Genomic DNA, 23,048 nt, shown 5'->3' with positions numbered 1-23,048 from the left:
CTACTGATCTTCCTCAAAGCGAGCCTCGAACAGCGCTTGAATCGCATCAAGCGCCTGTTCTGCGTCGTCGCCCTCGGCGTGTATAGCTAGCTCAGTACCGCACGGGGCGGCGAGCATTAATAGCGACATAATATTAGCGGCATCGGCAGCCTGCTGCTGCTTATAGACACGTATATTAGCCGTGAACTGTTGGCCGCATTTAACTAGTTTCGTCGCCGCGCGGGCATGTAGTCCGCGTTGATTGGTGAGTGTGAGTGTTCTTTCTGGCACCCTGGTTCCTTTTCGCCGAGTGGTGTCATTAATCAATAGACGTGCTTAAGTCGTTGGTAATTGATCGCTGGTCGAGGAGAGACTGGTCAACGGCGTTGGGGGCTGTTCGCTCAGCGTATATTGCAGGCCTAGCTCGCGGTGGCGCAATTGAACTTCGCCCACACGAGCCGCTAAGCTTTTTGCTAGCTGCTCCACCATATAGACAGAGCGATGTTGACCACCGGTGCAGCCAATAGCAACGGTCATGTAGCTACGTTGGCTATTCTGATAAGCCGGTAACCAGCGCTCAAGCCATGCCTGGATATCGTTACTCATGGCATCCACAACGGGATAGCCTTTTAAGAAGGCAACGATGTTGGCGTCACGGCCTGTCGATTGTCGCAGCGTTGGGTCCCAGTAAGGATTGGGCAGGCAGCGCACGTCGAAGACGAGGTCAGCATCCAAGGGTACCCCACGCTTATAACCGAACGATTCAAACGTCAACGTCAACTGGTCGCACTGCTGGTGAGCCACCTGGTCAGTAATCCGGCGGCGTAGGTCGTGTACTGACAGTCGCGATGTGTCGATCAATAGATCGGCTAGATCACGTATGTCATGCAGGGTCTCTTCTTCTTTATTGATAGCCTCTTCAAGGGTCATTTCACTATTGCGCGTCAACGGATGTCGGCGGCGTGTGGCGGAGTAACGCTCTAGAAGAATTCGGGCATCAGTGGTTAGGTAGATAACTTGGAAATCAATGGTGCGCTGGCGCAACTCTTGTAATAGCGAGGGCAGGCGTTCAAGAGCCCCCGGTAAGTTGCGTGCATCAATGCTGACCGCCAGATGGGTACGATCACTCTGGTCGCGTAATTCGTCGACCAGTGACCCCAGCAGCATGACGGGAAGGTTATCAATCGCGTAGTAGCCTAGGTCTTCCAACGCCTGTAAGGCGATAGATTTGCCAGACCCAGAACGACCGCTAATGATGACCAGTTGCATAGAGTTTCTCTTCGCGTTAATCCAACGGCTTAAATAGGGACTTGATGGTCATTGATTGTCGCTTAATCCGCTGAATGCTCACGAATTTTAGCTGTAATGAGGTCGAGTAGTTCGCGCTGACTGCCTGCTTTGCGTAGCCGCTGGCGAGTATCCGCATCATTCATGATGGTGGCTACTTGGCCTAGCAAAGAGAGGTGTGTGTCATCCGCTTGTTCCGGTACGAGCAGCACAAACACTAGATCAACGGGGTCGCCGTCGATAGCATCAAAATCAATCGCTTCTGAGAGTTTTAAAAAACCAGCAATAGGCGTAGAGCAGTGAGGGCTGCGGGCATGTGGAATAGCCACGCCGTTACCAATCCCTGTGCTACCTAAGCGTTCTCGGCCGATTAAGCGACTGAACACTTCTTGGCTATCTAAACTGGGCGTATTTTGGGCGATAAAGGTGCTGAAAAATTCCAGCACCCTTTTTTTGCTGCCCCCAGGGACGTCGAAAAGAACGCGCTCTGGGGGGAGTATGGTTTCCAACGTCATTGAATTAACGCACACCTGCGCCTTGGGCGCGAGCTTGTGCTTTTTCCTTATGTTTAACGAGTTGACGATCAATTTTGTCCGCTAGCGCATCGATAGCGGCATACATATCACTGTCTAGGGCTTCTGCATGTAAGTCAGCGCCTGCTGCATGCAGTGTGCAGGCTGCCTGTTGGCGTTCTTTCTCCACCGATAGGGTGACCTGCACAGTGGTTATATTGTCGTAATGACGCTCAACACGTTCAAGCTTTTCATTAACATAGTCACGCAAGGCGTCAGTCAGTTCTACGTGATGACCAGTGATATTTACTTGCATTGACGTACTCCTTATCTATCGGACTGTACTTAGGAACCGTGCTTAGGAACCGTACTTAGGGACTGTACTTAGTACTTAGATATGTAGCCCTTTTGATTGTAACCCTTTTTGCCCCGTTGCAAAGCCCTTGTCGAGAGTTTCGCTGCAACCTGGCAGATCCTAGCGCAAACGGCGCCGCTCACTGGAAGAGGGAATGCCCATGGCTTCACGATATTTGGCTACCGTACGCCTTGCAACTTGAATGCCACCTTCTTCTAATAATGTCACTAAGCGGCTATCAGAAAGCGGTTTGCTGGGCGCTTCTTCGTGAACCAGCTTTTTCAGGCGGGCGCGGATCGCGGTACTGGAGTGGCTGTCGCCATCCTGGCCACTCACTTGGCTAGAGAAAAAGTATTTCAGCTCGAACACGCCACGCGGCGTATGAATATATTTCTGCGTTGTCACCCGTGAAATCGTTGATTCATGCATTTCAACGGCTGCGGCTATATCGGCCAAAATCAGCGGTTTCATGGATTCTTCGCCATGTTCGAGAAAGCCGATTTGACGGGTAATGATTTCACGGCCCACTCGCAGCAGCGTGTCGTTACGACTCGAAAGGCTTTTAATTAACCAGCGCGCTTCCTGCAGGTGTTCTTTCAAAAACTGATTATCCTGACTTTTGTCCGCACGCTTTATCAGGCTGGCGTAATCAGGTTGGATTCTTAACCGAGGCAGGGCGTCCTGATTGAGCTCTAAATGCCAGCCTTCATTATCATGACGCACCACCAGGTCGGGCGTGATGTAGCTGTCGTTGGTCACGCCATAAGCGCTGCCTGGGCGTGGATCTAGGCTGCGAATTAGCTGGATGACATCGGCTAGCTGCTCGTCATCGAGTCCTAAGCGTCGCTTGAGTAAGCGCATGTCATCTTTGCTGAGCGCTTCAAGAAACTGACGCACTAGCCTACGAGCAGGCACTAGCAGTGGCGTATCATCTGGCAGGGCGGCGAGCTGCAGCATCAAGCATTCACGCAGGTCGCGGGCAAAAATACCGGTGGGCTCGAATTGCTGCAGTTTTAATAATGTCGTTTCGACTTCGCGCTGGCTAAGGCTATCAATGCCCTGGGCGCGTAGCCCTTCACGAATATCATTAAGCGGCTGGGTCAAATAGCCGTTGGCATCTAGTGCATCAATGAGGCTCTCGGAAACCAGCTGTTCACGCACACTAAAATCGGTCATGGCGAGTTGCCACAATAGGTGGCCATGAAGGCTCTGTTCGGCAGCCTGGCGCTCAAAATCAGGGCCCTCGCTGCTGCTGCCAGTGCCGCCAATGTCTTGATAGGTGTCCGACCAGTCGCTATCAACGGAAAGCTCGGTGGGAATGCTCTCTGACCACTCCTCCTCTTTAGGCTCGCTTACGGCCTCTTCACCGAACTCATCTTCCTGTTCCAGCATGGGGTTGGCATCTAAGGCCTGCTGAATTTCCTGACGAAGATCCAGAGTCGATAGCTGCAGCAGGGCGATAGCCTGCTGCAGCTGAGGTGTCATGGTCAGCTGTGTCCCAATGCGCAGTTGAAGAGAAGCTTTCATGACCATTTGAGAACCACTCGTTAATCGGAATGCTTTACCCTAGTGCGAGTGGGAGCTGGGTGCAAGTGCAATAAGCATGCCATTGGTAGTTAAAGCGTTATAAGGCGGGATTTATGGGCAAAAATAAGCCTACAGACGAAAATCTGCGCCCAGATAAACATCCCTGACTTGCTGGTTAGTGAGGATAGATGCCGGGGGGCCGCTGGCGATGATATGGCCATCGCCGACAATATAAGCGATATCGCAAATGTCCAGCGTTTCACGGACGTTATGGTCGGTAATCAGAACGCCAATGTGGCGCTGTTTCAGCGCGCGAATGATGGTTTTAATCTCGCCCACTGAAATGGGGTCAACCCCGGCAAAGGGCTCATCTAGCAAGATGAAGGCGGGTTCGGTCGCTAGCGAGCGGGCAATTTCTACACGGCGACGCTCTCCCCCTGAGAGGCTCATGCCTAGGTTGTCGCGAATATGGGTGATATGGAAATCTTCAAGCAGAGCCTCCAGGCGCTCTTCGCGACCTGGGCGGTCGAGCTCTTTGCGCGTTTCTAATATCGCCATAATGTTATCGGCAACCGATAATTTGCGAAAAATAGACGCTTCTTGGGGCAGGTAGCCAATGCCTGCCGCTGCGCGCTCATGCATCGGAGCACGAGTTAAATCTAAGTCGTCAATACCCACTTTGCCGGCGTCAGATTTGACCAGCCCGACAATCATATAAAACGACGTGGTTTTGCCCGCGCCGTTAGGGCCGAGTAAGCCAACGACGCTGCCTTGGGAGATTTCCAAGTTAATATCTTTAACCACTCGGCGGCGTTTGTAACTTTTTGCCAAGTGGTGGGCATATAGTGTTTTTATCGGCGCATTGTCAGCAGTTGCCATCGATAGACTCTCTATTGTTCAGGCTGAATAGTCATGCGTATACGCTGCGGCTCGCTACCTTCAACGTCTGAGCGCGCTTGAATCACTTCACGGTCGATGAAATATTCAAGCCGACCTCCGGTAAATTTGTCGTCCTGCTGTGTCAATTCAGCTTGATCAACGAGCTCCACTCGGCGTTCGGCGACGTGATAAATAATCCGCCGAGCCCAGCCTTCCGTCGGGCCTTCTTGCCCTTCGGCCTGATGGCGCAAATAAGCACGCTCACCGGTCGACGTTGCCCGTGAAAGCTCGCCCGCCTCATTGCGTTGAATTTCCACTCGTTCGCCGCGCAGCTGCATTTCGCCCTGGCGAATATTGACATCCCCGGTGTAGACGGCGGTGCCCGCGCGCTGATCAAGATCTAGGCGGTCGGCTTCGACCTCCACGGGGGCCTGTTGTGAAGACGAGCTGGTTTGGGCTGCCGCGGATAGCGGCACGGCAAGCGCAAAAAGGGCGGTGTAGATAAGTGCTTTCATGGCGACTCCTGTTAGCGTTGTGTGGCCGGTGGATGAGTGCCGCGCACACCGTCAGATAAGCGGACCTGGCTATCGTTTAACCATACATCCATATGTGAAGCATTCATTTGCTGGGGCGGCTGTTGCAGTAATACCGGTGCCTCGCTCCATGCATGTTGAGTGAGGCCATCATAGTGCAGTTCTTCAGTATCCAGCTGCCATCCTTCGTCTGGCGCAATAAGTCGCGCGGAGCCGGACATAACGAGGGACTGCGTATTGGTATTAAGCGTGCCCACATCGGCACTGGCTAGCCACTGGCGCTCATCGCTGTCATACAGGGTGGCCTGAGGGCTCTCAGACCAGGTTTCCCCGCTTTGCGGCGTATGGATGAGGCGCGGTGTTTTTAATGACTGCAAGACGTTACCGTTGTCGCCAAACAGAGTGATTTCAGCATCCTCCAGGACGTGCCCTGGCTCTTGGGCCTGCGCTTCTGGGTCGATAGCGGTTTTTTGAGGCCCGCCTGGGCCAAGCCACACCAATAGCACGCCCAAGGCGATAAAAAGCCCTGTTAATCCTAGGCGTGTTTTAAGATGCTTAAGCATTTATGTGCGGCCGTGCAAGTAAGTGTCGAGCACTGCGCTCCAGTGCCCTTGGGCTTCAAGCAGAGTATCGCAAATTTCGCGTACCGCGCCGTGCCCGCCAAGCCGTTCCGTTGTCCAGTCGGCATGAGTGTGCATATAGTCCGGCGCATTGGGGACGGTAATGCCGACACCACAGCGCTTGATAACCGATAGGTCGGGGAGATCATCGCCGCAATAGGCGACTTGCTCTAGCTCTATATCCAAACGCTGGCACAGGCCGCGCAAGGTGGCGAGCTTATCCTCGCAGCCTTGAAAGACATGGTCGATACCCAGCGCTGCGGCACGTTGACTAACCATGGGCGAATCGCGGCCAGTAATCAGCGCGACGTGGATGCCGACTCGCTTAAGCAGCTTTAGACCATGGCCATCCTGAGTATGAAAGGCTTTAATTTCGATGCCGTCAGCCTGAAAGTAAAGTCGACCATCGGTGAGTACGCCATCAACATCTAACGCCAATAGACGAACGCGGCGAAGTCGATCAAGTAGGGCTGCAGATAGGGTCATAAAGCCTCCATTCTTTTAAGAAGTCGCTAAATCTTGCGATAAATACGTTAAATAACGCCGCTAACAAGCAAGTCATGCATATGTAAGGCACCAACCGGGCGCTGTTGTTCATCAACCACCGCGAGTGCGGTAATTCGGCCCTCTTCCATAATGCGTACCGCCTCTGCTGCCAGTATGTCGGGGCCGATACGTTTACCTGGCCGAGTCATGACATCATCGACTAAGACGTCGCGTAAGTTGTGGTATTGATCCAGCGTGCGCCGCAGGTCGCCATCGGTATATACCCCGGCTAAACGACCGTCACTATCAACCACGCAGGTAAAGCCCAGCCCTTGGCGGGTAATTTCCAATAAAGCGTCGCGCAGCGGGCTGCCTAGCGGAATTTGCGGCAAGCGTGCGCCATCGTGCATAAGGTCTCTCACGCGCAGCAACAAGCGCTTGCCTAAGCTGCCACCCGGATGGGAAAGAGCGAAATCTTCTGCCGTAAAGCCTCGGGCTTCCAGCAGTGCTACGGCGAGCGCATCACCCAGCGCTAGGGCGGCAGTGGTCGAGCTAGTGGGAGCGAGATCCAGCGGGCATGCCTCGCGCTCAACGCCGCTATTTAGATGCGCATCAGCATGCTTAGCGAGCGTGGAGCCAGGCCGCCCTGTCATGCTGACCAGCGGCGTACCTAAACGTTTCAGTAGCGGCAGAAGGGCGGTCACTTCGGCCGTTTCGCCTGAGTTAGACAGGGCCAACACAACGTCGGCGCGAGTAATCATGCCCAGGTCGCCGTGACTGGCTTCACCTGGGTGAACAAAGAAGGCGGGTGTGCCGGTGCTGGCTAGGGTGGCGGCAAGCTTGCCGGCTATATGGCCAGATTTACCCATGCCAGTGACCACGACGCGCCCCTGGCAGGCGAGTATAAGCTCGCAGGCGCGGTCAAAGTTTTCATCTAACTTGGCCTGCAGGCCACCAATAGCTGCCTGCTCAATTTGCAGCGTACGTAAGGCACTTTCGCGCAGTAAGCTGAGGGAGGCGAGAGGCTGGCGCATAGCGATATCTCTTGGCGATTGAAAATATAAAAGGCGACAAGCGCTAAGAATAACATCTTGGCAGTGCTAGTAGGCAGTACTTCAGCTGCTATTGGGGCAGATGTGCTGAGATATGCTGTGCTTAATAATCGCAACATCGGTTAGCGTGATAGCGCTTAGTAGAGTTATAGTACGTTGTTCGATAATGTATTAGAACGCTGTTTTTTTAAATGCGGCAGCGGCAAGTGGCGTATAATAGTTAGCCCTAGCCGCGTCGCGCTAAGAGTCAACTGAGCTATGACAGAGACACCCTTCATAGAAATTGAAGATCTTTATTTTTCTCGTGGCGATCACGAGATTTTTCGTGGCGTCAATATGACGATTCCGCGGGGTAAAGTCACTGCTATCATGGGGCCCAGTGGCACCGGCAAGACAACGCTGCTTAAGCTCATAGGTGGCCAGTTGGCGCCGGACCGAGGACGAGTCTTAATTGATGGTCAGGACGTTCATCGCCTCTCACGCAAAGCGCTGTTCACGCTACGTAAACGCATGGGTATGCTGTTTCAAAGTGGTGCGTTATTTTCAGATTTAGACGTGTTTGAAAATGTCGCCTTTCCGCTGCGCGTGCACACCGACTTGCCCGACACGATGGTGCGTGATCTGGTGCTGCTGAAGCTGCAGGCGGTAGGTTTGCGTGGAGCGCGTGAATTAACTCCCGCAGAGCTTTCAGGCGGAATGGCGCGGCGAGTCGCCTTGGCGCGAGCCGTAGCACTAGACCCCGAGCTGGTTTTGTACGATGAGCCTTTCGTTGGTCAGGACCCTATTTCAATGGGCGTTTTGGTTCAGCTGATTAAGCGCCTCAGTCAAGCGCTACAGCTGACCTCTGTCGTGGTCTCGCACGATATTAAAGAAACCTTGAGTATTGCGGACTACCTCTATTTGATCGCTGATGGGCAGGTAGTGGCGCATGGCACGCCGCAAACGCTGGATATCAACCAGGATCCACGGGTTAGTCAATTTGTTCATGGCGAGCCCGACGGTCCCGTGCCGTTTCACTACCCCGCTGAGGCGTTTTATCGCGATATTCTGGGGCAAGCCGCGCTACTACAATAGGCAAAATGTACAAAGGCAGGGTCAATGCAGTCAAAATTCTCAAACGGCACCGCGCGTATTACCCGTCTGGGGCGCAAAGGGTGCGATTTAATGGAAGCCTTAGGCCGCGCTGGCGTGTTTCTTGCCCAGTCGGCAGTCGGCGTTCCCTCTCGGGAGGGGTGGCGGTTATGGGTGCATCAAATGCACTTTGTTGGCGTACTCTCGTTGGCTATTGTGCTGGTGTCAGGGTTGTTTATCGGCATGGTGCTGGCGCTGCAGGGGTACACCATTTTGGTCGATTTTGGCGCTGAGCAAGCGCTGGGTCAAATGGTGGCGCTGTCTCTGCTGCGTGAGCTCGCGCCGGTGGTGGCCGCGCTGTTGTTTGCTGGCCGCGCCGGCTCTGCGTTGACCGCAGAAATTGGATTAATGAAAGCCACTGAGCAGTTAACCAGCATGGAGATGATTGGCGTTGATCCATTGCGCAGAGTCGTGGCGCCACGGCTGTGGGCGGGGTTCGTGTCACTGCCTATTCTGACCGTCGGGTTTAGCGTGGTGGGTATTTGGGGTGGTTATTTAGTCGGCGTTGAGTGGCTAGGCGTGTTTGAAGGCTCCTATTGGAGCAATATGCAGGCTAACGTCGCCTTCGTTAACGATGTTGGCAATGGCGTGATCAAAAGCTTGGTCTTTGCCCTGGTAGTGACGTGGATTGCTGTCTTTCAAGGATATGATCTGGTGCCTACCTCTGAAGGTATCTCACGTGCCACCACGCGCACGGTTGTGTATTCGTCGCTTGCAGTTCTGGGGCTTGATTTTGTGATGACGGCCGTTATGTTTGGCGGCCTTTGATGGGTGGAGTCGTTTCATGAGACGTAGTAAAAGCATGGAGTTTGGTGTTGGCCTGTTTATGATTGCCGGCATTTTGGGCTTGGTATTCCTCGGCTTGCGCGTCAGTGGGCTAACGCTTTCAGCGCCCTCGCAGTCGTTTCAGTTGGAAGCTAACTTTGCCAATATCGGCGGGCTAAAGCCGCGTGCGCGGGTCACCATGGCAGGCGTAACGGTAGGACGGGTAGAAAGCATTGAGCTAGACCAGCAGTGGTATGATGCCCGCGTGGTATTGAGCTTGAATAGCGAGCTTGAAGGCCAGCTGTCTAGCGACTCCATTGCCTCTATCCTAACCGCAGGTCTTCTGGGTGAGCAGTATATTGGCCTGAGTGTAGGCGGTGATCCTGACATGCTCGAAGACGGCGACTCGATTCGTGACACCCAGTCTGCGCTGGTGCTAGAAGAACTTATTCAACAATTTGTGTCCAATATGGCAAGTAGTTAATGGCAACAGGACGTTAAACGCCGTTCTCATAGGATAACGAACAGGGAGATTAAAGTGATGAAAAAAGCAAATAACGCCGTTAGCCGTTGGCTTGTCGCAGCCACCATGCTGGTTGCAATGTCGCTACCTTTTCAGGCGCTGGCGCAGTCTCAATCGCCCGAAGATATGATCCGTGACAATATAAGTTCGTTAATGGCGGATCTTGACGGTAGAGAAGACTACTACGCCAATAACTTGAATGAGCTTGAAGCGCTGGTGGATAGCAGCCTCGATCAAGTAGCTGACTTTCGCTATATCGGTGCCAGCGTCATGGGTAACTATTTCCGCAATGCCTCGCCGGAGCAGCGTAGCCGCTTTGCCGATGTGTTTCGTCAAACATTGATTGACACCTATACGCGTGGATTGGTGACCTTTGATTATGACGAGCTGCGAGTGCTGGATTCCCAGCAGGCTCAGCGCTACGACGACCAAGCTAGTGTTGCCATGGAAGTAGTTGCCAACAACGGCCAAGTGTATCCCGTGAGCTATAGCCTGAGACTTTCAGGTGGCGAATGGCGTGTGGTCAATGTAATCGTCAATGGCATTAATTTGGGCCTAACATTCCGTAATCAGTTCGACCAGGCGATGCGTGATAATAACCGCGATTATGATGCGGTCATTAATGGGTGGTCGCCCGAAGTAGGCGTTGAAGAGTTGGAACAAGGAGGCGATGCGTGACAGTGCTGTATTCGCACACTGACGTCTCTATTCACGTAGAAACCACGACTCTAAGGGTCATAGGCGACGTAAACGTAGCACTGGCGGCCGATTTGGCCGCCAGTGGCGTTAAGTGGCTGAAAAGCACTGAGCTAGACGCCGTGACGTTTGATTTTAGCGGCGTTGATAAAGCCAGCAGCGTTGCTATTAGCGTGCTGTTTGAATGGCTGCGTATTTGCCAGCAGCGTGCCATCGGCGTTGATGCGATTGATTTGTCTGAGCCGCTTAAGCGGCTAGCGTCATTGGCTGAGTTGGACGATCTAATTGAGAACCCGTCCACGGCGCTAGCCGTTTAACAGTGCGGCATCGCCAAGTGCACCGCTTTTCTTTATTATGTCGACCCGCTTACGCTCATTAATCACGATGACCCCAAAGGAGTTTTCTGCCCCATGCAACCCAACGAGGTAAAAGCACTGCTTGAGTCCCGTATCGACGGATGCCAGTTTCACATCCAGGGTGAAGGCTGTAATTTTCAGGTGATTGCGGTTGGCGAAGCCTTTGACGGCCTTTCTCCGGTCAAACGTCAGCAGTTAGTTTACTCTGCGCTCAGCGACGAAATCGCTTCGGGTGCTCTCCACGCTATTAGCATCAAAACGTTTACTCCGACGCAGTGGCAAACTGCGTCGGAGAACGTTCAATAACGGCATTCCTATGGATAAATTACTCATTACCGGCAACGGGTCGGTAGACGGTGAAGTGTGGGCAAGCGGCGCTAAAAATGCAGCGCTGCCTATTCTGTGTGCCAGCCTGTTGGCCGATGGCCCCGTGATTATTGGTAATCTTCCGCATCTTCAAGATATTACCACCACGCTAGAGCTGCTAGGCCGTATGGGCGTTGAACCGGTGATGGGCGAAAAGCTGAGCATACAGTTGGATGGTTCGCAGGTTACTCACTGCCACGCGCCTTATGAACTTGTTAAAAAGATGCGTGCGTCCATCCTCGTTTTAGGCCCCTTACTGGCTCACTTTGGCAAGGCCGATGTATCGCTACCCGGCGGCTGTGCGATTGGTTCGCGTCCGGTGGATTTGCACATTCGTGGCTTAGAAGCCATGGGGGCGGAGATACGCGTTGAAGCAGGCTATATCCGTGCGCGTGTCGATGGCCGCCTGAAGGGCGCCACTATATATTTCGATACGGTAACGGTAACCGGCACCGAAAACCTGCTGATGGCTGCCACGTTGGCCGAAGGCAAAACGATTCTCGAAAACGCTGCCCGCGAGCCTGAAATTGTTGATTTGGCGCAGTGCTTGATCAAAATGGGCGCTAAAATCAGCGGCCATGGTACTGATACCATTACTATTGTGGGTGTCGATAAGCTGCACGGCTGTGAGCACGATGTAATGCCTGATCGTATCGAAACCGGTACTTTCCTGGTCGCTGCTGCTATGACCGGTGGGCGGGTAAAGGTTAAACGCACCCGTGCAGACATTCTTGATGCCGTTATTGCTAAGTTAGAAGAAGCCGGTGCCGAGGTTACCAGTGGCGATGACTGGATTGCATTGGATATGCATGGTCAGCGCCCCAAGGCCGTTAATATTCGCACGGCGCCTTATCCTGCTTTCCCTACCGACATGCAGGCACAGTTTGTGGCTATGAATGCGGTGGCCGTAGGCAACTCTCGCGTGGTTGAGACCATTTTTGAAAATCGCTTCATGCACGTTCAAGAGCTTAATCGAATGGGCGCTAAGATCGTACTGGAAGGTAATACGGCCTTGATTGAAGGGGTTGAAAAGCTTTCCGGCGCGCCAGTGATGGCCACCGATCTGCGTGCCTCCGCGTCACTAGTCATCGCGGCGATGATGGCCGAGGGCGAAACGCTGGTAGATCGGATCTACCACATTGATCGTGGCTACGAATGTATCGAAGAGAAAATGCAGCTGCTGGGTGCGCGTATTCGCCGTATTCCAGGTTAAAACCGACGGGCCGACACGATGAGTAAGCAACTGATTTTAGCCCTCTCGAAGGGCCGTATTCTTGAAGAAACGCTGCCACTATTGGCCGATGCGGGTATCACGCCCGCAGAGGATCTAAGCAAAAGCCGCAAGCTGCTATTTGATACCAATCTGCCCGATGTGAAACTGGTAATTCTGCGGGCGACCGACGTGCCAACCTACGTTCAGCTAGGCGCTGCGGACGTGGGTATCGCAGGTAAAGATGTGCTGCTTGAACATGGTGCTGAAGGCCTGTATGAGCCGCTAGATCTAGATATTGCTCGCTGCAAATTGATGACGGCTGGGGTTAAGGGCCAGTTGCCTGCTCGCGCCCGGCGTCGTGTGGCGACTAAGTTTGTCAATATAGCTCGCCGTTACTATGCCGAGCAGGGGATTCAGGCTGAGGTGATCAAGCTTTACGGCGCCATGGAGCTTGCGCCCCTGATGAACCTAGCCGATGAGATTGTCGATATCGTCGATACCGGCAATACTCTGCGGGCGAACGGGATGGAGCCGCGTGAGTTCATTGCCCATATCAGTACGCGATTAGTGGTTAATAAAGCGGCCATGACAATGAAGCATGAGCGTATTCAGCCGCTCTTGGCGCGTTTAGAAAGCGCGGTCAAAAAGCGCCAGATAGCACTTGCCGATTGATCTGAGGTAATCCATGAACGAGCTCACAAGCGAACAAACTGCTGCCACGGTATCACGCCTGTCGACCAGCGCTGCTGACTTCCACCAGCGTCTTGATGCTTTGCTGGACTGGGAGGGCGTATCCGATAAAGCGGTGCAGGCACGGGTTGATGAAATTCTTGCTAGCGTTAAGCAGCATGGCGACGCTGCCGTGATCGATGCCACTAATCGTTTTGATCGCCTTTCCGCTACTTGTATGGACGAGCTGCGGTTAACGCATGAGCAGTTGAAGCACGCGTATGACCACTTGCCCGGCAGCCAGCGCGATGCGCTGACGAAGGCAGCAGAGCGAATTAAGCGCTATCACGAGCGTCAGAAGCCGAATTCTTGGCAGTATGAAGAAGCTGATGGCACGGTGTTAGGGCAAAAAGTGACGCCGCTTGATCGCGCCGGTATTTATGTTCCAGGCGGTAAGGCGGCTTACCCGTCGTCGGTACTGATGAATGCCATTCCCGCTCATGTGGCAGGGGTGCGTGAAATAGTCATGGTAGTGCCCACTCCGGATGGCGTCTTAAACCAGCTGGTGCTAGCCGCGGCGCATTTGGCCGGTGTCGACTATGTATTCACTATCGGCGGTGCGCAGGCGATCGCCGCGCTCGCTTATGGTACTGAAAGCGTGCCTCGGGTCGACAAGATTGTGGGGCCGGGCAATATTTACGTCGCGACGGCTAAACGTGCGGTGTTTGGTCAGGTGGGTATTGATATGATCGCCGGTCCATCGGAGATCATGGTCGTTTCCGATGGGCAAACTGATCCTGACTGGCTGGCGATGGATTTGTTTTCTCAGGCAGAGCACGATGAAGATGCTCAGGCGCTATTAATTAGTTGGGATGCCGAGCATTTGGACGCTGTCGAGGCTGCAATTGAGCGATTACTGCCGAGTTTAGAGCGTGAAGGCATTGTGCGTGAGTCGCTGCGCAACCGCGGTGCCCTCATTCATTGCCAGGATGCCGAAGAGGCCGTGACGATCATCAATCGCGTTGCGCCAGAGCATTTAGAGCTATCGGTCACCGCGCCTGAGGCATGGCTAGACGATATTCGTCACGCCGGTGCGATCTTTATGGGGCGTTACACCGCAGAAGCTTTAGGTGATTACTGTGCCGGTCCGAATCACGTGCTACCCACGTCAGGCACCGCACGTTTCTCTTCTCCACTAGGCGTGTATGATTTTCAGAAACGTTCATCCATCATTCACTGCTCTGCTGTTGGAGCATCTGAGCTGGGCAAGATCGCTTCGGTATTGGCCAGGGGCGAGTCGTTAACGGCTCACGCACGCTCCGCTGAATACCGCATCTGCGATTAAGCTTCTCGTAGCTTTCTTTGTGAATAGTGCTGGGGGCGGATCCGCTACGCCAACGTGACACTATTATGAGTCGCGTTGGCGCGGCACGACTTCGTTAATAGGGATAGCCGGCGGCGGTCGTTCGCCCACCACTAGCGTCATGTCCATACGCTCGCCGCTACGTACGATGGTCAGTGGCAGCGAAGTGCCCGGTGGAATAGAGGCGATGTCACTCATCGCGGTACGCGCATCCAAGATAGCCTGCCCATCAACGGCGAGCAGTACGTCGCCAGGCTCCAGCCCTGCTTCGGCGGCTGGGCCATCACTGACAACCCCGGCGACGATAACGCCCTGCGGTGTTTGCAGGCCAAAAGAGGCGGCAAGCTCGCGAGAAAGTGCCTGTGCCTCGATGCCCAGCCAGCCACGAATGACGCGCCCTTGAGTGACAAGCTCATCGAGTATGCTGTGGGCGAGATTGGCAGGGATTGCAAAGCCAATACCCTGTGAGCCGCCTGAGCGCGAGAAAATAGCCGTATTGATGCCAACTAGCGCACCGTCAGGATTGACTAAAGCCCCCCCCGAGTTGCCTGGGTTGATGGCGGCATCGGTTTGTATGAAATCTTCGTAGGCATTGAGCCCTAAATGATTACGCCCAGTGGCGCTGATAATGCCCATGGTCACCGTTTGGCCCACGCCGAACGGGTTACCGATGGCCAGCGCTACGTCACCAACCGCCACGTCTGCTGAGTCGGTCAGCTCAATCACCGGCAAATCGTCTAGCTCAATACGCAGTACTGCCAGGTCGCTTTCAGGATCAGTCCCAATCACTTCAGCTAGCGTCTCACGTCCATCGCGTAAGGCCACTTGTATCTCATCAGCTCCGTTGATGACATGGTGATTAGTGAGCACATAGCCATCGTCACTCACGATAACGCCAGAGCCCAGGCTCGAAAGCATGCGCTGATGGGTGGTCGTATCATCGCCCTGGTCATCAAAGAACTGCTGGAAAAAAGGATCAGACATCAGCGGATGCTGGTCGCGCTCTACAATGCGCGAAGAGTAAATGTTGACGACGGCGGGGGCAGCTTGATCCACCGCATATGAGTAGCTAGAAGGTCCTTGGTTACGCGCCATCGGTTCTGCTTGGTGTATCTCGGGAGCGGGGCGATTGGGGCTTGGTTCGACAACGGCCGGTACCGTGACCACTGCTGGGGCAGGTGCTTGCGGCGCTGGGCTTTGAAACGGGTTCGATAATAGATCTGGGAGCCCCGGTAAGATCAGCAAAGCGATCAATACGCCAGTGATGACTGGCCATAAATAAGGCAGCACATAGCGTCTCATGCAAAAAATTCCTTAACGAGTCAGTCTTGCCAATCGTGACAAAAGAAGCGAGTTTAACAATGGCCGTATGGTAACACTTTCTTAGCGAGTTCCTCACGGGTGCAATTCAACCATTAACGAAAGGAGTCAGCATGATATATCGCGACCAACTAGTGGCAGCCTGTGATCATCAGCTGCGCGCGGCCCAATTCAAAGACTTTACGATTAATGGGCTGCAGGTCGCAGGCACTGACTGTGTTAAGCGTGTGATGACGGGCGTGACGGCCTGCCAAACGCTGCTGGACGAAGCGGTCGCTTGGAAGGCAGACATGGTGCTGGTGCATCACGGCTACTTTTGGAAAAACGAGCCTGTTGCGATTACCGGTATGAAGCAGAAACGCATCAAAACGCTGCTCGATCATGGGATTAATTTACTCGCTTATCACTTGCCCCTTGATGCGCATGCAGAGTTAGGTAATAACGCCGAGCTGGCTAGGCGTCTGGGTTGGAAAGTTGAGGGGTGCATTGATGGTGAGCTGGGGGAAGGGCTCTTATGGTCTGGGCGTTTAACTCAGCCGAGCTCGATACACGCGTTAGCTGCACAAATCACGCAGTCGTTGCAGCGTGAGCCGCTGGTGGTTGAAGCGCCGCAAGTGGGCGAAATTGAGCGTATTGCTTGGTGCACAGGCGGGGCTCAAGACATGATTGCCTCTGCGTGTGAAGCCGGTGCGCAGGTGTTTGTATCGGGTGAGATATCTGAGCGAACCACGCATCTTGCGCGCGAAATGGGGATTCATTATATCGCCGCGGGCCATCATGCTACCGAGCGTTACGGTATTCAGGCGCTGGGGGAGTGGCTGGCCGATGAGTATGCGATCGAACACCGGTTTGTGGATATTGATAATCCTGCCTAGAGGCCTTCCTAATCAATGGGCCCCGGCGCGTTTTTAGCCATCAGTCGCGAATAACGGCTTTTGACGGCTGTCGGGGCCTGCTATATCGATTAATAGCGTGGTGGCTGGGGAGTGGCTACCTCATGGCTTTTTAAGCCGAAATTTTCGGATAGCGTGCCACCTTTGCCGTCAGCGTAATCACGCGGCATCGCGGGCGTGGTGTTATCTTCTGACGGTTGCTGCTTTGAATTGATGCCGGAAAGATCAAGGCTGTGCTGAATGGTGGCATCCCGAATGTTCCATTCCTCGGCATCCTCTTTGAGCTGAAGCTCCAGCTGGTTAGCTTCATCACGAATATTGCTGAGACGTTCATAGATGCCGGTTAAATGGCTGCCTACGCTGGTCTTCATTTCGGCGATTTGATGTTCGCGTTCAAGTAGCTGCTGGCGCATGGAGGCCGTCTCGCGCTGGCTTTTGCTGAATAGGCGATAGCAGCCCATTCCGATAATAAAACCGACGATAAGACCGATAACAGCAAAGATTAATGGTGAGCTTGCGTCCACAGTGTTCTCCCTGGCGCCTTGTATATAACAGCCGACGTTATTAGCCAGCTGTTGTGAACTAACAGACTGCCATTATAGGCGTCAGTCCGCTAGTCGGGTCAATCCGCTCATGCGTTATGGTGCCTCAGTGGGTATAATCGCAGCCTTTTAAGGCGGGTAGTAACGATTGTGGCTACCGCTTTGCACGCTGTAGGAGGCGATTGCATGTCATCAACATCTGCTGCGGGTAGGTCTGTGCCAAAAGCGCGTCCTGCGACGCCTATAGAGCGCTATCGCGCGGACTTAGAACGCGATGATTTTCAATATGATGCAGCGCAAGAGTTAGCGGTAAAGCACTTGCAGCGACTTTACGATGAGCTTGTCGCGGCGCCAACAACCATGCCCAAGGCGTTGGTTGCCCACAAGGGGCTTAAAGCCAAAATGGCGGGGCTGATGGGAAAGAAGTCTTCTTCTTCGCGTGAGCCCATGTTGCCTCAGGTGAAAGGGCTCTACTTTTGGGGCGGTGTAGGGCGTGGAAAGACCTACTTAGTCGATACATTTTATGAGGCGCTGCCTTTTTCCGACAAAATGCGCACTCACTTTCATCGCTTTATGCAGCGCGTTCACAATGAGCTGACGCACTATAAAGGCGAAAAAAACCCCTTAACACTGATTGCTGGAAAGTTTGCGACCGAGTATCGAGTGATCTGCTTTGATGAGTTTTTTGTCAAAGATATTACCGACGCAATGATTCTTTCCAACCTGCTGGAAGCGCTCTTTGAACGAGGTGTGGTGTTGGTCGCGACCTCTAATATCGTGCCTGACGATTTGTACAAAGAAGGACTGCAGCGGGCGCGTTTCCTACCGGCTATCGAACTTGTTAATCGTCATTGTGACGTGGTGAATGTGGACTCTGGCGTGGACTACCGGTTGCGAGCGCTAGAGCGTGCCGCCATTTTTTACTCGCCGCTGGATGATTTGGCTGAGCGTGAGCTGTCGCGAAGCTTCAGAGAGATAGCAGGGCATGAGGGCGAGTCAGACGCCTCGTTAGAGATAAATGGTCGCGTGCTAAAAGCGCGCCGACTGCATGAAGATATTGCTTGGTTTGAGTTTTTAGAGCTATGTGATGGCCCGCGCAGCCAGAATGACTACATTGAGCTGGCGCGAGAGTTTCATACCGTACTGGTGTCTAACGTTGTGCGTATGGATGCCAAAACGGATGATCAGGCGCGCCGTTTTGTCAATATGGTCGATGAGTTTTATGATCGCGGCGTCAAGCTACTGATGTCGGCAGAGGTGTCCGTCGAGCAGCTGTATAGCGGTGGAAAGCTGACATTTGAGTTCCAGCGTACTCTCTCACGCCTACAAGAAATGCAGTCGCAGGAGTATCTGGCGTTAGCACATAAACCCTAGGCATTGCCGATAGTGTAAAAAAGTGGTGATGCGGCTTAACTTGTCTCGGTCCTTGCTGTAGAATGCCGCCTCGCTACACGTTGCTTGCAATTTGCAATGCAAGCAACCAAGAAAAATAGGGATGGTGCTTCGCCGTGTAAGCGGTGTGAGTCGCCCAATACATTTAATCTGGTGATTTCATCCATGAAGACGTTCAGTGCTAAGCCTGAGTCCGTCCAGCGCGACTGGTATGTTGTCGACGCTAAGGACAAAACGCTCGGTCGTCTGGCAACCGAGATTGCTCGCCGCTTACGTGGCAAGCATAAGCCCGAATTTACCCCTCACGTTGATACTGGCGACTACATTGTCGTGATCAACGCAGAGAAAGTCCACGTGACCGGTAACAAGGCGAAGGCTAAAACCTACTATCGCCACACTGGTTACCCGGGCGGTCTGCGCTCTATGACATTCGACAAAATGCTTGATCATGCCCCTGAGCGCATCATCGAGTCTGCCGTTAAAGGCATGTTGCCGAAAGGTCCTTTGGGCCGCGCCATGTACACTAAATTGAAAGTGTACGCCGGTGCTGAGCATCCGCATGCTGCCCAACAGCCGCTTGAACTGAACATCTGAGGAAATCTTCGCCATGACACAGCAGTATTACGGTACCGGGCGCCGCAAGACTTCCACCGCTCGCGTGTTTATGAAGCCGGGCTCTGGTAAAATTACCGTCAACAATCAAGACCTTGACCTTTATTTTGGTCGTGTAACGGGTCGTATGGTTGTTCGTCAGCCGCTTGAGTTGACTGAAACGGTAAGCCAGTTTGACATCTTTGTGACTGTCGCTGGTGGCGGTGGCTCTTCTCAAGCTGGCGCCATTCGTCACGGCATTACTCGCGCCCTGATGAACTACAACGAAGACCTTCGTCCTTCGCTACGTGCCGCTGGCTACGTAACGCGTGACGCACGTCAAGTTGAGCGTAAGAAGGTTGGTCTACGCAAAGCACGTCGTCGTCCGCAGTTCTCCAAGCGCTAATTTTAACCAGCGCTGCAAAACGCCCAGGTCATCGACCTGGGCGTTTTTTATTGGAATCTCAAAAAGATAGGCTGTCCGAATTGTCATCGTCGTGTACGGTCGGTCATTATTATTCACCGCAAGGCTTTTCAGCATAGCGAGTAGGCTAGGGGGAGGGATCTGAAATGGCAGATAGCGGCATTAACAAAAGCCGACGCCGTTTCCTCGTGGTGGCCACCTCCGTTGTCGGGGCGGTGGGGGCTGTCGGGGTGGCGGTTCCCTTTGTGGCTTCTTGGCAGCCTAGTGCCCGAGCCAAGGCGGCCGGTGCTCCCGTTCGGGCAGATATCTCGCGTCTTGAGCCAGGGCAGAGAGTGACCGTTGAGTGGCGCGGCCGTCCTGTGTGGATTATTAACCGCACGCCCGAAATGATTGCGCGAACGCAGGCAATAGATGTGGCGAGCTTGGCAGACCCAGATTCCAATGTCCCGCAGCAGCCAGCCTATATTGCCGGTGGTTTGCGTTCTATCAAGCCAGAAATTGGCGTGCTTGTGGGTATTTGTACTCACTTGGGGTGTTCACCGCTTTTTCGGCCAGAGCCAGATGCCGCCGGTGTGGGTGTTGATAACTGGCCGGGCGGCTTCTTTTGTCCTTGCCACGCCTCGCGCTTTGATTTGGCGGGCCGCGTGTTCAGTAACGTTCCTGCGCCAACCAATCTTGAGGTGCCGTCTTATCGCTTTGCAAGCAATGACATTATTGTCATTGGCGAAGATGAGGAGGCCTGATGGAAAAACCCAATAAGGCTAAGGCTGAAAAAGGGGCCATGCGCTGGATAGATGACCGCTTCCCTGCCACACAAATGTGGCAAAAGCACCTTTCCCGCTACTACGCACCGAAGAATTTTAACTTTTGGTACTGTTTTGGTTCATTGGCACTGCTGGTTTTGGTTAACCAAATCCTGACAGGCATTTGGCTGGCGATGAGTTTTAATCCCTCTGCTGAGGGGGCTTTTGCATCTATCGAATACATTATGCGCGACGTGGAGTGGGGATGGTTGATCCGCCATATGCACACCACGGGCGCTTCTGCCTTCTTTATCGTTGTTTATCTGCATATGTTTCGGGGGCTTTTATATGGCTCTTATAAGGCACCGCGCGAGCTAGTGTGGATATTTGGCATGAGCATCTATCTCGTATTAATGGCCGAGGCCTTTATGGGTTATCTGCTGCCATGGGGCCAAATGTCTTATTGGGGTGCGCAGGTCATTACCTCGCTATTCTCGGCTATTCCGGGGTTGGGTGCTGATCTAGCTCAGTGGATACGCGGTGACTATCTTATTTCAGGTATTACCCTTAACCGTTTTTTTGCGCTACATGTTATTGCTTTGCCCATCGTTATTCTGGCGCTGGTAGTGCTGCATATTATTGCGCTGCATGAGGTGGGTTCCAATAACCCTGACGGTATTGATATCCAGCAGCGCAAAGATGGGGCAGGTGTGCCGTTAGATGGAATACCTTTTCATCCTTACTACACGGTCAAAGACCTTGTTGGCGTAGCTATATTCTTGTTCGTTTTTTGCGTGGTAGTGTTTTATTTTCCGGAAGGCGGCGGATATTTTATTGAAAATTCCAACTTTGAGCCCGCCAATCCTCTGCAAACGCCTGATCATATTGCGCCCGTTTGGTACTTCACGCCCTTTTACGCCATTCTGCGTGCGATCACCTTCTCAGTGTTTGGCTTAGAGGCTAAGTTCTTGGGCATTGTGTTTATGGGAGGGGCCATTGCGGTGCTTTTCGTTTTGCCTTGGCTTGATCGCAGCCCGGTGCGGTCTATGCGCTATAAGGGATGGATGTCCAAAGCGATGCTGCTTTTGTTCGTTGTTAGTTTTGTGCTCTTAGGGGTTTTAGGTGTTCTGCCGCCAACCGCGGGACGAACCATGTTGGCGCAGGTGTGTACCTTTGTTTATTTTGCTTTCTTCCTGTTAATGCCGATTTATACCAAGCTTGAGAAGACAAAGCCGCTTCCTGACAGGGTGAGCGGCTAATGAGAAAGCGTCGATTGAGAGTGTTAGTCGTTGGGTGTTTTACCGCCATGTTGGCAGCAGCTAGTGCTGGCGCGGCCCATTCGATGGAGCCGGATCTTCACGATCAAGCGTCGCTGCAAAATGGCATGAAGCTCTATGTGAACTATTGCATGGGCTGTCATTCGCTAGAATATCAGCGTTTTTCTCGTGCGGCTGATGATTTAGGGATCCCGCAGGACTTGGTCGAGGCAAATCTAATTTTTTCGTCTGAATTAGCCTATAACGATCAAATGCTTATAGCGCTTGAAAGTGAAGATGCCAAGGGGTGGTTTAGTGCTGTGCCGCCAGACTTGACCCTGCAGGCGCGCCTACGCAGTCCTGATTGGATTTACGCTTTTTTACTTGGTTTCTATCAAGACTCTAGTCGACCGACGGGTGTTAACAATACGCTATCCGATTTAGTGGCCATGCCTAATGTGCTGGAGCCTTTGCAAGGTGTGCAGACGCTGGTCTGCGCTGAAGAAGATGGCCGAGACGCGAATGCGTTGTCGGCTCAAAGCCAACCCTGCGAGGGGCTGAAAGTAACGGAGCCAGGTGAGCTGGCACCCGCTGAGTTTCAGAAGGCGGTTTATGATTTAACTAATTTTCTCGCTTATGTTGGTGAGCCTTCCAGGCTTAAGGCTCAGGCATTGGCGCCTAAAGTGCTGATCTTTATTTTCATTTTTGGGGTGATGGCTTACCTGCTCAAGCGCGAGTATTGGCGAGACATTCACTAATTCGCCGGTTCTGGCGGGCAATGGGATGCGCGACAAAGGTCGCGCGCCTTTTTGACTGTCAGCATGGCAACAAAAGCAAAGCAAGCTAGCTTCCCCTAAGGGAGTGCTGGCGTGTTATTATCCAAGATTGTTTTGATGCGAGGATGCTTTCATGGGTGTTGTGGCCAAGCGGTCGTCGATGATCTTTTACTCGGGTAGTGATGATCATTTCAGTCATCGTGTGCGCATTGTGTTGGCCGAGAAGGGGGTTGCCGTTGATATCGTCGATGTACTCGACGAAAAACCACCGGAAGAGCTGGCAGACCTCAATCCGTACAATAGCGTACCGACGCTATTGGATCGTGACCTGGTGCTTTATGAATCCAAAGTCATGATGGAGTACTTGGATGAGCGTTTCCCACATCCTCCGCTATTGCCTGTTTATCCTGTGGCGCGTGCACAAAGCCGCCTATGGATGCACCGCATTGAGCGCGAGTGGTGCCCAATGGTCGACCAAATTCGCAGCGGTGGAAAAAAAGAAGCGGATAAGGCACGTAAAGAACTACGCGAGAGCCTTATTGGTATCTCGCCGATCTTTGAAGACATGCCTTACTTCATGAGTGAAGAGTTTACGCTGGTGGATTGCTGTTTAGCACCGGTTCTATGGCGTTTGCCTGATCTCAATATTGACCTGCCCGAAAAGCAGGTTAAGCCGCTGTTGGGGTATATGTCGCGAGTATTTGAGCGTGAAGCGTTTAAGGCATCTTTAAGTGAGCGTGAAAAAGAGATGCGCGCTTGAATTCATTCGGCTCCCTTGTTTTGAGTAAAGGCGGGGAGC

At 53.1% G+C, this 23,048-nt stretch carries 29 protein-coding genes; 17 read left to right on the top strand and 12 right to left on the bottom strand.

The features are described from left to right. From ACT3TR_RS00440 to ACT3TR_RS00395, 10 genes are all read right to left on the bottom strand, one after another. A complete protein-coding gene (locus ACT3TR_RS00440) occupies nucleotides 1-270 on the bottom strand; it encodes an HPr family phosphocarrier protein (protein ID WP_096280790.1) in 270 nt (89 codons plus the stop codon). Nucleotides 271-315: 45 nt separating this feature from the next. Continuing rightward, entirely contained in the window at nucleotides 316-1,248 is a 933-nt protein-coding gene (gene rapZ, locus ACT3TR_RS00435; protein ID WP_096280788.1) for an RNase adapter RapZ, read from the bottom strand. Nucleotides 1,249-1,310: 62 nt separating this feature from the next. Beyond that, the gene (locus ACT3TR_RS00430) at nucleotides 1,311-1,781 is read right to left on the bottom strand and encodes a PTS sugar transporter subunit IIA (RefSeq protein WP_096280785.1); all 471 of its coding nucleotides are present in this window, start codon (nucleotides 1,779-1,781) and stop codon (nucleotides 1,311-1,313) included. 4 nt (nucleotides 1,782-1,785) lie between these two features. After that, complete coding sequence (gene hpf, locus ACT3TR_RS00425; RefSeq protein WP_007114683.1) at nucleotides 1,786-2,094, bottom strand: ribosome hibernation-promoting factor, HPF/YfiA family; 309 nt, start codon at nucleotides 2,092-2,094, stop codon at nucleotides 1,786-1,788. Between the two features lie 159 nt (nucleotides 2,095-2,253). Next, on the bottom strand, nucleotides 2,254-3,666 hold the full coding sequence (locus tag ACT3TR_RS00420; RefSeq protein WP_096280782.1) for an RNA polymerase factor sigma-54: 1,413 nt from the start codon (nucleotides 3,664-3,666) through the stop codon (nucleotides 2,254-2,256). Between the two features lie 123 nt (nucleotides 3,667-3,789). Next, complete coding sequence (lptB, locus tag ACT3TR_RS00415; RefSeq protein ID WP_096280778.1) at nucleotides 3,790-4,539, bottom strand: LPS export ABC transporter ATP-binding protein; 750 nt, start codon at nucleotides 4,537-4,539, stop codon at nucleotides 3,790-3,792. Between the two features lie 11 nt (nucleotides 4,540-4,550). Next, nucleotides 4,551-5,054, bottom strand: coding sequence for a lipopolysaccharide transport periplasmic protein LptA (gene lptA / locus ACT3TR_RS00410; protein WP_096280776.1), 504 nt, complete (start codon nucleotides 5,052-5,054; stop codon nucleotides 4,551-4,553). A gap of 11 nt (nucleotides 5,055-5,065) precedes the next feature. Further along, nucleotides 5,066-5,635, bottom strand: a complete 570-nt coding sequence (gene lptC, locus ACT3TR_RS00405; protein WP_096280773.1) for an LPS export ABC transporter periplasmic protein LptC — start codon at nucleotides 5,633-5,635, stop codon at nucleotides 5,066-5,068. After that, the gene (locus ACT3TR_RS00400; RefSeq protein ID WP_096280771.1) at nucleotides 5,636-6,178 is read right to left on the bottom strand and encodes a KdsC family phosphatase; all 543 of its coding nucleotides are present in this window, start codon (nucleotides 6,176-6,178) and stop codon (nucleotides 5,636-5,638) included. A gap of 47 nt (nucleotides 6,179-6,225) precedes the next feature. Continuing rightward, nucleotides 6,226-7,212 (bottom strand): KpsF/GutQ family sugar-phosphate isomerase, encoded by a 987-nt coding sequence (locus ACT3TR_RS00395; protein WP_096280768.1) that lies wholly within the window; start codon nucleotides 7,210-7,212, stop codon nucleotides 6,226-6,228. Between the two features lie 276 nt (nucleotides 7,213-7,488). Between ACT3TR_RS00395 and ACT3TR_RS00390 the strand changes: the two genes are divergently transcribed. The 9 genes from ACT3TR_RS00390 (at nucleotide 7,489) to hisD (ending at nucleotide 14,294) form a co-directional block, all read left to right on the top strand. After that, entirely contained in the window at nucleotides 7,489-8,304 is an 816-nt protein-coding gene (locus ACT3TR_RS00390) for an ATP-binding cassette domain-containing protein (protein WP_444625859.1), read from the top strand. A 24-nt stretch (nucleotides 8,305-8,328) separates the two neighbouring features. Then, a complete protein-coding gene (mlaE, locus tag ACT3TR_RS00385) occupies nucleotides 8,329-9,129 on the top strand; it encodes a lipid asymmetry maintenance ABC transporter permease subunit MlaE (RefSeq protein WP_096280762.1) in 801 nt (266 codons plus the stop codon). A 16-nt stretch (nucleotides 9,130-9,145) separates the two neighbouring features. Next, nucleotides 9,146-9,610 (top strand): outer membrane lipid asymmetry maintenance protein MlaD, encoded by a 465-nt coding sequence (gene mlaD / locus ACT3TR_RS00380; RefSeq protein WP_096280760.1) that lies wholly within the window; start codon nucleotides 9,146-9,148, stop codon nucleotides 9,608-9,610. Between the two features lie 57 nt (nucleotides 9,611-9,667). Further along, complete coding sequence (locus tag ACT3TR_RS00375; protein WP_096280757.1) at nucleotides 9,668-10,327, top strand: MlaC/ttg2D family ABC transporter substrate-binding protein; 660 nt, start codon at nucleotides 9,668-9,670, stop codon at nucleotides 10,325-10,327. Beyond that, nucleotides 10,324-10,662, top strand: a complete 339-nt coding sequence (locus tag ACT3TR_RS00370) for an STAS domain-containing protein (protein ID WP_441684045.1) — start codon at nucleotides 10,324-10,326, stop codon at nucleotides 10,660-10,662. The genes ACT3TR_RS00375 and ACT3TR_RS00370 overlap by 4 nt, the downstream gene beginning before the upstream one ends. A gap of 93 nt (nucleotides 10,663-10,755) precedes the next feature. After that, nucleotides 10,756-11,007: a BolA family protein gene (locus ACT3TR_RS00365; protein ID WP_096280750.1), complete on the top strand. Its 252-nt coding sequence runs from the start codon at nucleotides 10,756-10,758 to the stop codon at nucleotides 11,005-11,007. 10 nt (nucleotides 11,008-11,017) lie between these two features. Continuing rightward, a complete protein-coding gene (gene murA / locus ACT3TR_RS00360; protein ID WP_444625858.1) occupies nucleotides 11,018-12,280 on the top strand; it encodes a UDP-N-acetylglucosamine 1-carboxyvinyltransferase in 1,263 nt (420 codons plus the stop codon). Nucleotides 12,281-12,298: 18 nt separating this feature from the next. Further along, complete coding sequence (gene hisG, locus ACT3TR_RS00355) at nucleotides 12,299-12,952, top strand: ATP phosphoribosyltransferase (protein WP_096280745.1); 654 nt, start codon at nucleotides 12,299-12,301, stop codon at nucleotides 12,950-12,952. A gap of 13 nt (nucleotides 12,953-12,965) precedes the next feature. Continuing rightward, complete coding sequence (gene hisD / locus ACT3TR_RS00350) at nucleotides 12,966-14,294, top strand: histidinol dehydrogenase (protein WP_444625857.1); 1,329 nt, start codon at nucleotides 12,966-12,968, stop codon at nucleotides 14,292-14,294. Nucleotides 14,295-14,357: 63 nt separating this feature from the next. Here the strand turns inward: hisD and ACT3TR_RS00345 are convergent, their stop codons facing one another. Next, the gene (locus ACT3TR_RS00345) at nucleotides 14,358-15,614 is read right to left on the bottom strand and encodes a Do family serine endopeptidase (RefSeq protein WP_441684050.1); all 1,257 of its coding nucleotides are present in this window, start codon (nucleotides 15,612-15,614) and stop codon (nucleotides 14,358-14,360) included. Between the two features lie 131 nt (nucleotides 15,615-15,745). Between ACT3TR_RS00345 and ACT3TR_RS00340 the strand changes: the two genes are divergently transcribed. After that, nucleotides 15,746-16,507 carry a Nif3-like dinuclear metal center hexameric protein gene (locus ACT3TR_RS00340; protein ID WP_444625856.1) on the top strand — a complete coding sequence of 254 codons (762 nt, stop codon included), beginning with the start codon at nucleotides 15,746-15,748 and terminating at the stop codon, nucleotides 16,505-16,507. 89 nt (nucleotides 16,508-16,596) lie between these two features. On the opposite strand, the gene ACT3TR_RS00335 is transcribed toward ACT3TR_RS00340, so the two are convergent. Continuing rightward, a complete protein-coding gene (locus ACT3TR_RS00335) occupies nucleotides 16,597-17,049 on the bottom strand; it encodes a YhcB family protein (protein ID WP_441684054.1) in 453 nt (150 codons plus the stop codon). A gap of 204 nt (nucleotides 17,050-17,253) precedes the next feature. On the opposite strand from ACT3TR_RS00335, the gene zapE reads away from it, so the two are divergent. The 7 genes from zapE (at nucleotide 17,254) to sspA (ending at nucleotide 23,009) form a co-directional block, all read left to right on the top strand. Next, a complete protein-coding gene (gene zapE / locus ACT3TR_RS00330) occupies nucleotides 17,254-18,441 on the top strand; it encodes a cell division protein ZapE (RefSeq protein WP_444625855.1) in 1,188 nt (395 codons plus the stop codon). Nucleotides 18,442-18,624: 183 nt separating this feature from the next. Then, nucleotides 18,625-19,053, top strand: coding sequence for a 50S ribosomal protein L13 (rplM, locus tag ACT3TR_RS00325; protein ID WP_096280728.1), 429 nt, complete (start codon nucleotides 18,625-18,627; stop codon nucleotides 19,051-19,053). Nucleotides 19,054-19,066: 13 nt separating this feature from the next. Continuing rightward, entirely contained in the window at nucleotides 19,067-19,456 is a 390-nt protein-coding gene (gene rpsI / locus ACT3TR_RS00320; RefSeq protein WP_096280725.1) for a 30S ribosomal protein S9, read from the top strand. A gap of 164 nt (nucleotides 19,457-19,620) precedes the next feature. Beyond that, complete coding sequence (petA, locus tag ACT3TR_RS00315; RefSeq protein ID WP_444625854.1) at nucleotides 19,621-20,217, top strand: ubiquinol-cytochrome c reductase iron-sulfur subunit; 597 nt, start codon at nucleotides 19,621-19,623, stop codon at nucleotides 20,215-20,217. Next, complete coding sequence (locus tag ACT3TR_RS00310; protein ID WP_444625853.1) at nucleotides 20,217-21,476, top strand: cytochrome b; 1,260 nt, start codon at nucleotides 20,217-20,219, stop codon at nucleotides 21,474-21,476. Before petA ends, ACT3TR_RS00310 begins: the two co-directional genes overlap by 1 nt. After that, the gene (locus tag ACT3TR_RS00305; protein ID WP_444625852.1) at nucleotides 21,476-22,231 is read left to right on the top strand and encodes a cytochrome c1; all 756 of its coding nucleotides are present in this window, start codon (nucleotides 21,476-21,478) and stop codon (nucleotides 22,229-22,231) included. The genes ACT3TR_RS00310 and ACT3TR_RS00305 overlap by 1 nt, the downstream gene beginning before the upstream one ends. A 151-nt stretch (nucleotides 22,232-22,382) precedes the next feature. After that, the gene (gene sspA / locus ACT3TR_RS00300) at nucleotides 22,383-23,009 is read left to right on the top strand and encodes a stringent starvation protein SspA (protein WP_441684062.1); all 627 of its coding nucleotides are present in this window, start codon (nucleotides 22,383-22,385) and stop codon (nucleotides 23,007-23,009) included. The last annotated feature ends 39 nt before the right edge of the window (nucleotides 23,010-23,048 follow it).

Source organism: Halomonas sp. AOP12-B1-6 (assembly GCF_052379225.1).
GTDB lineage: Bacteria > Pseudomonadota > Gammaproteobacteria > Pseudomonadales > Halomonadaceae > Vreelandella > Vreelandella casei.
The sequence above is the reverse complement of the archived record's forward strand: the minus strand, read 5'-3'. Positions and strand labels throughout refer to the sequence as shown.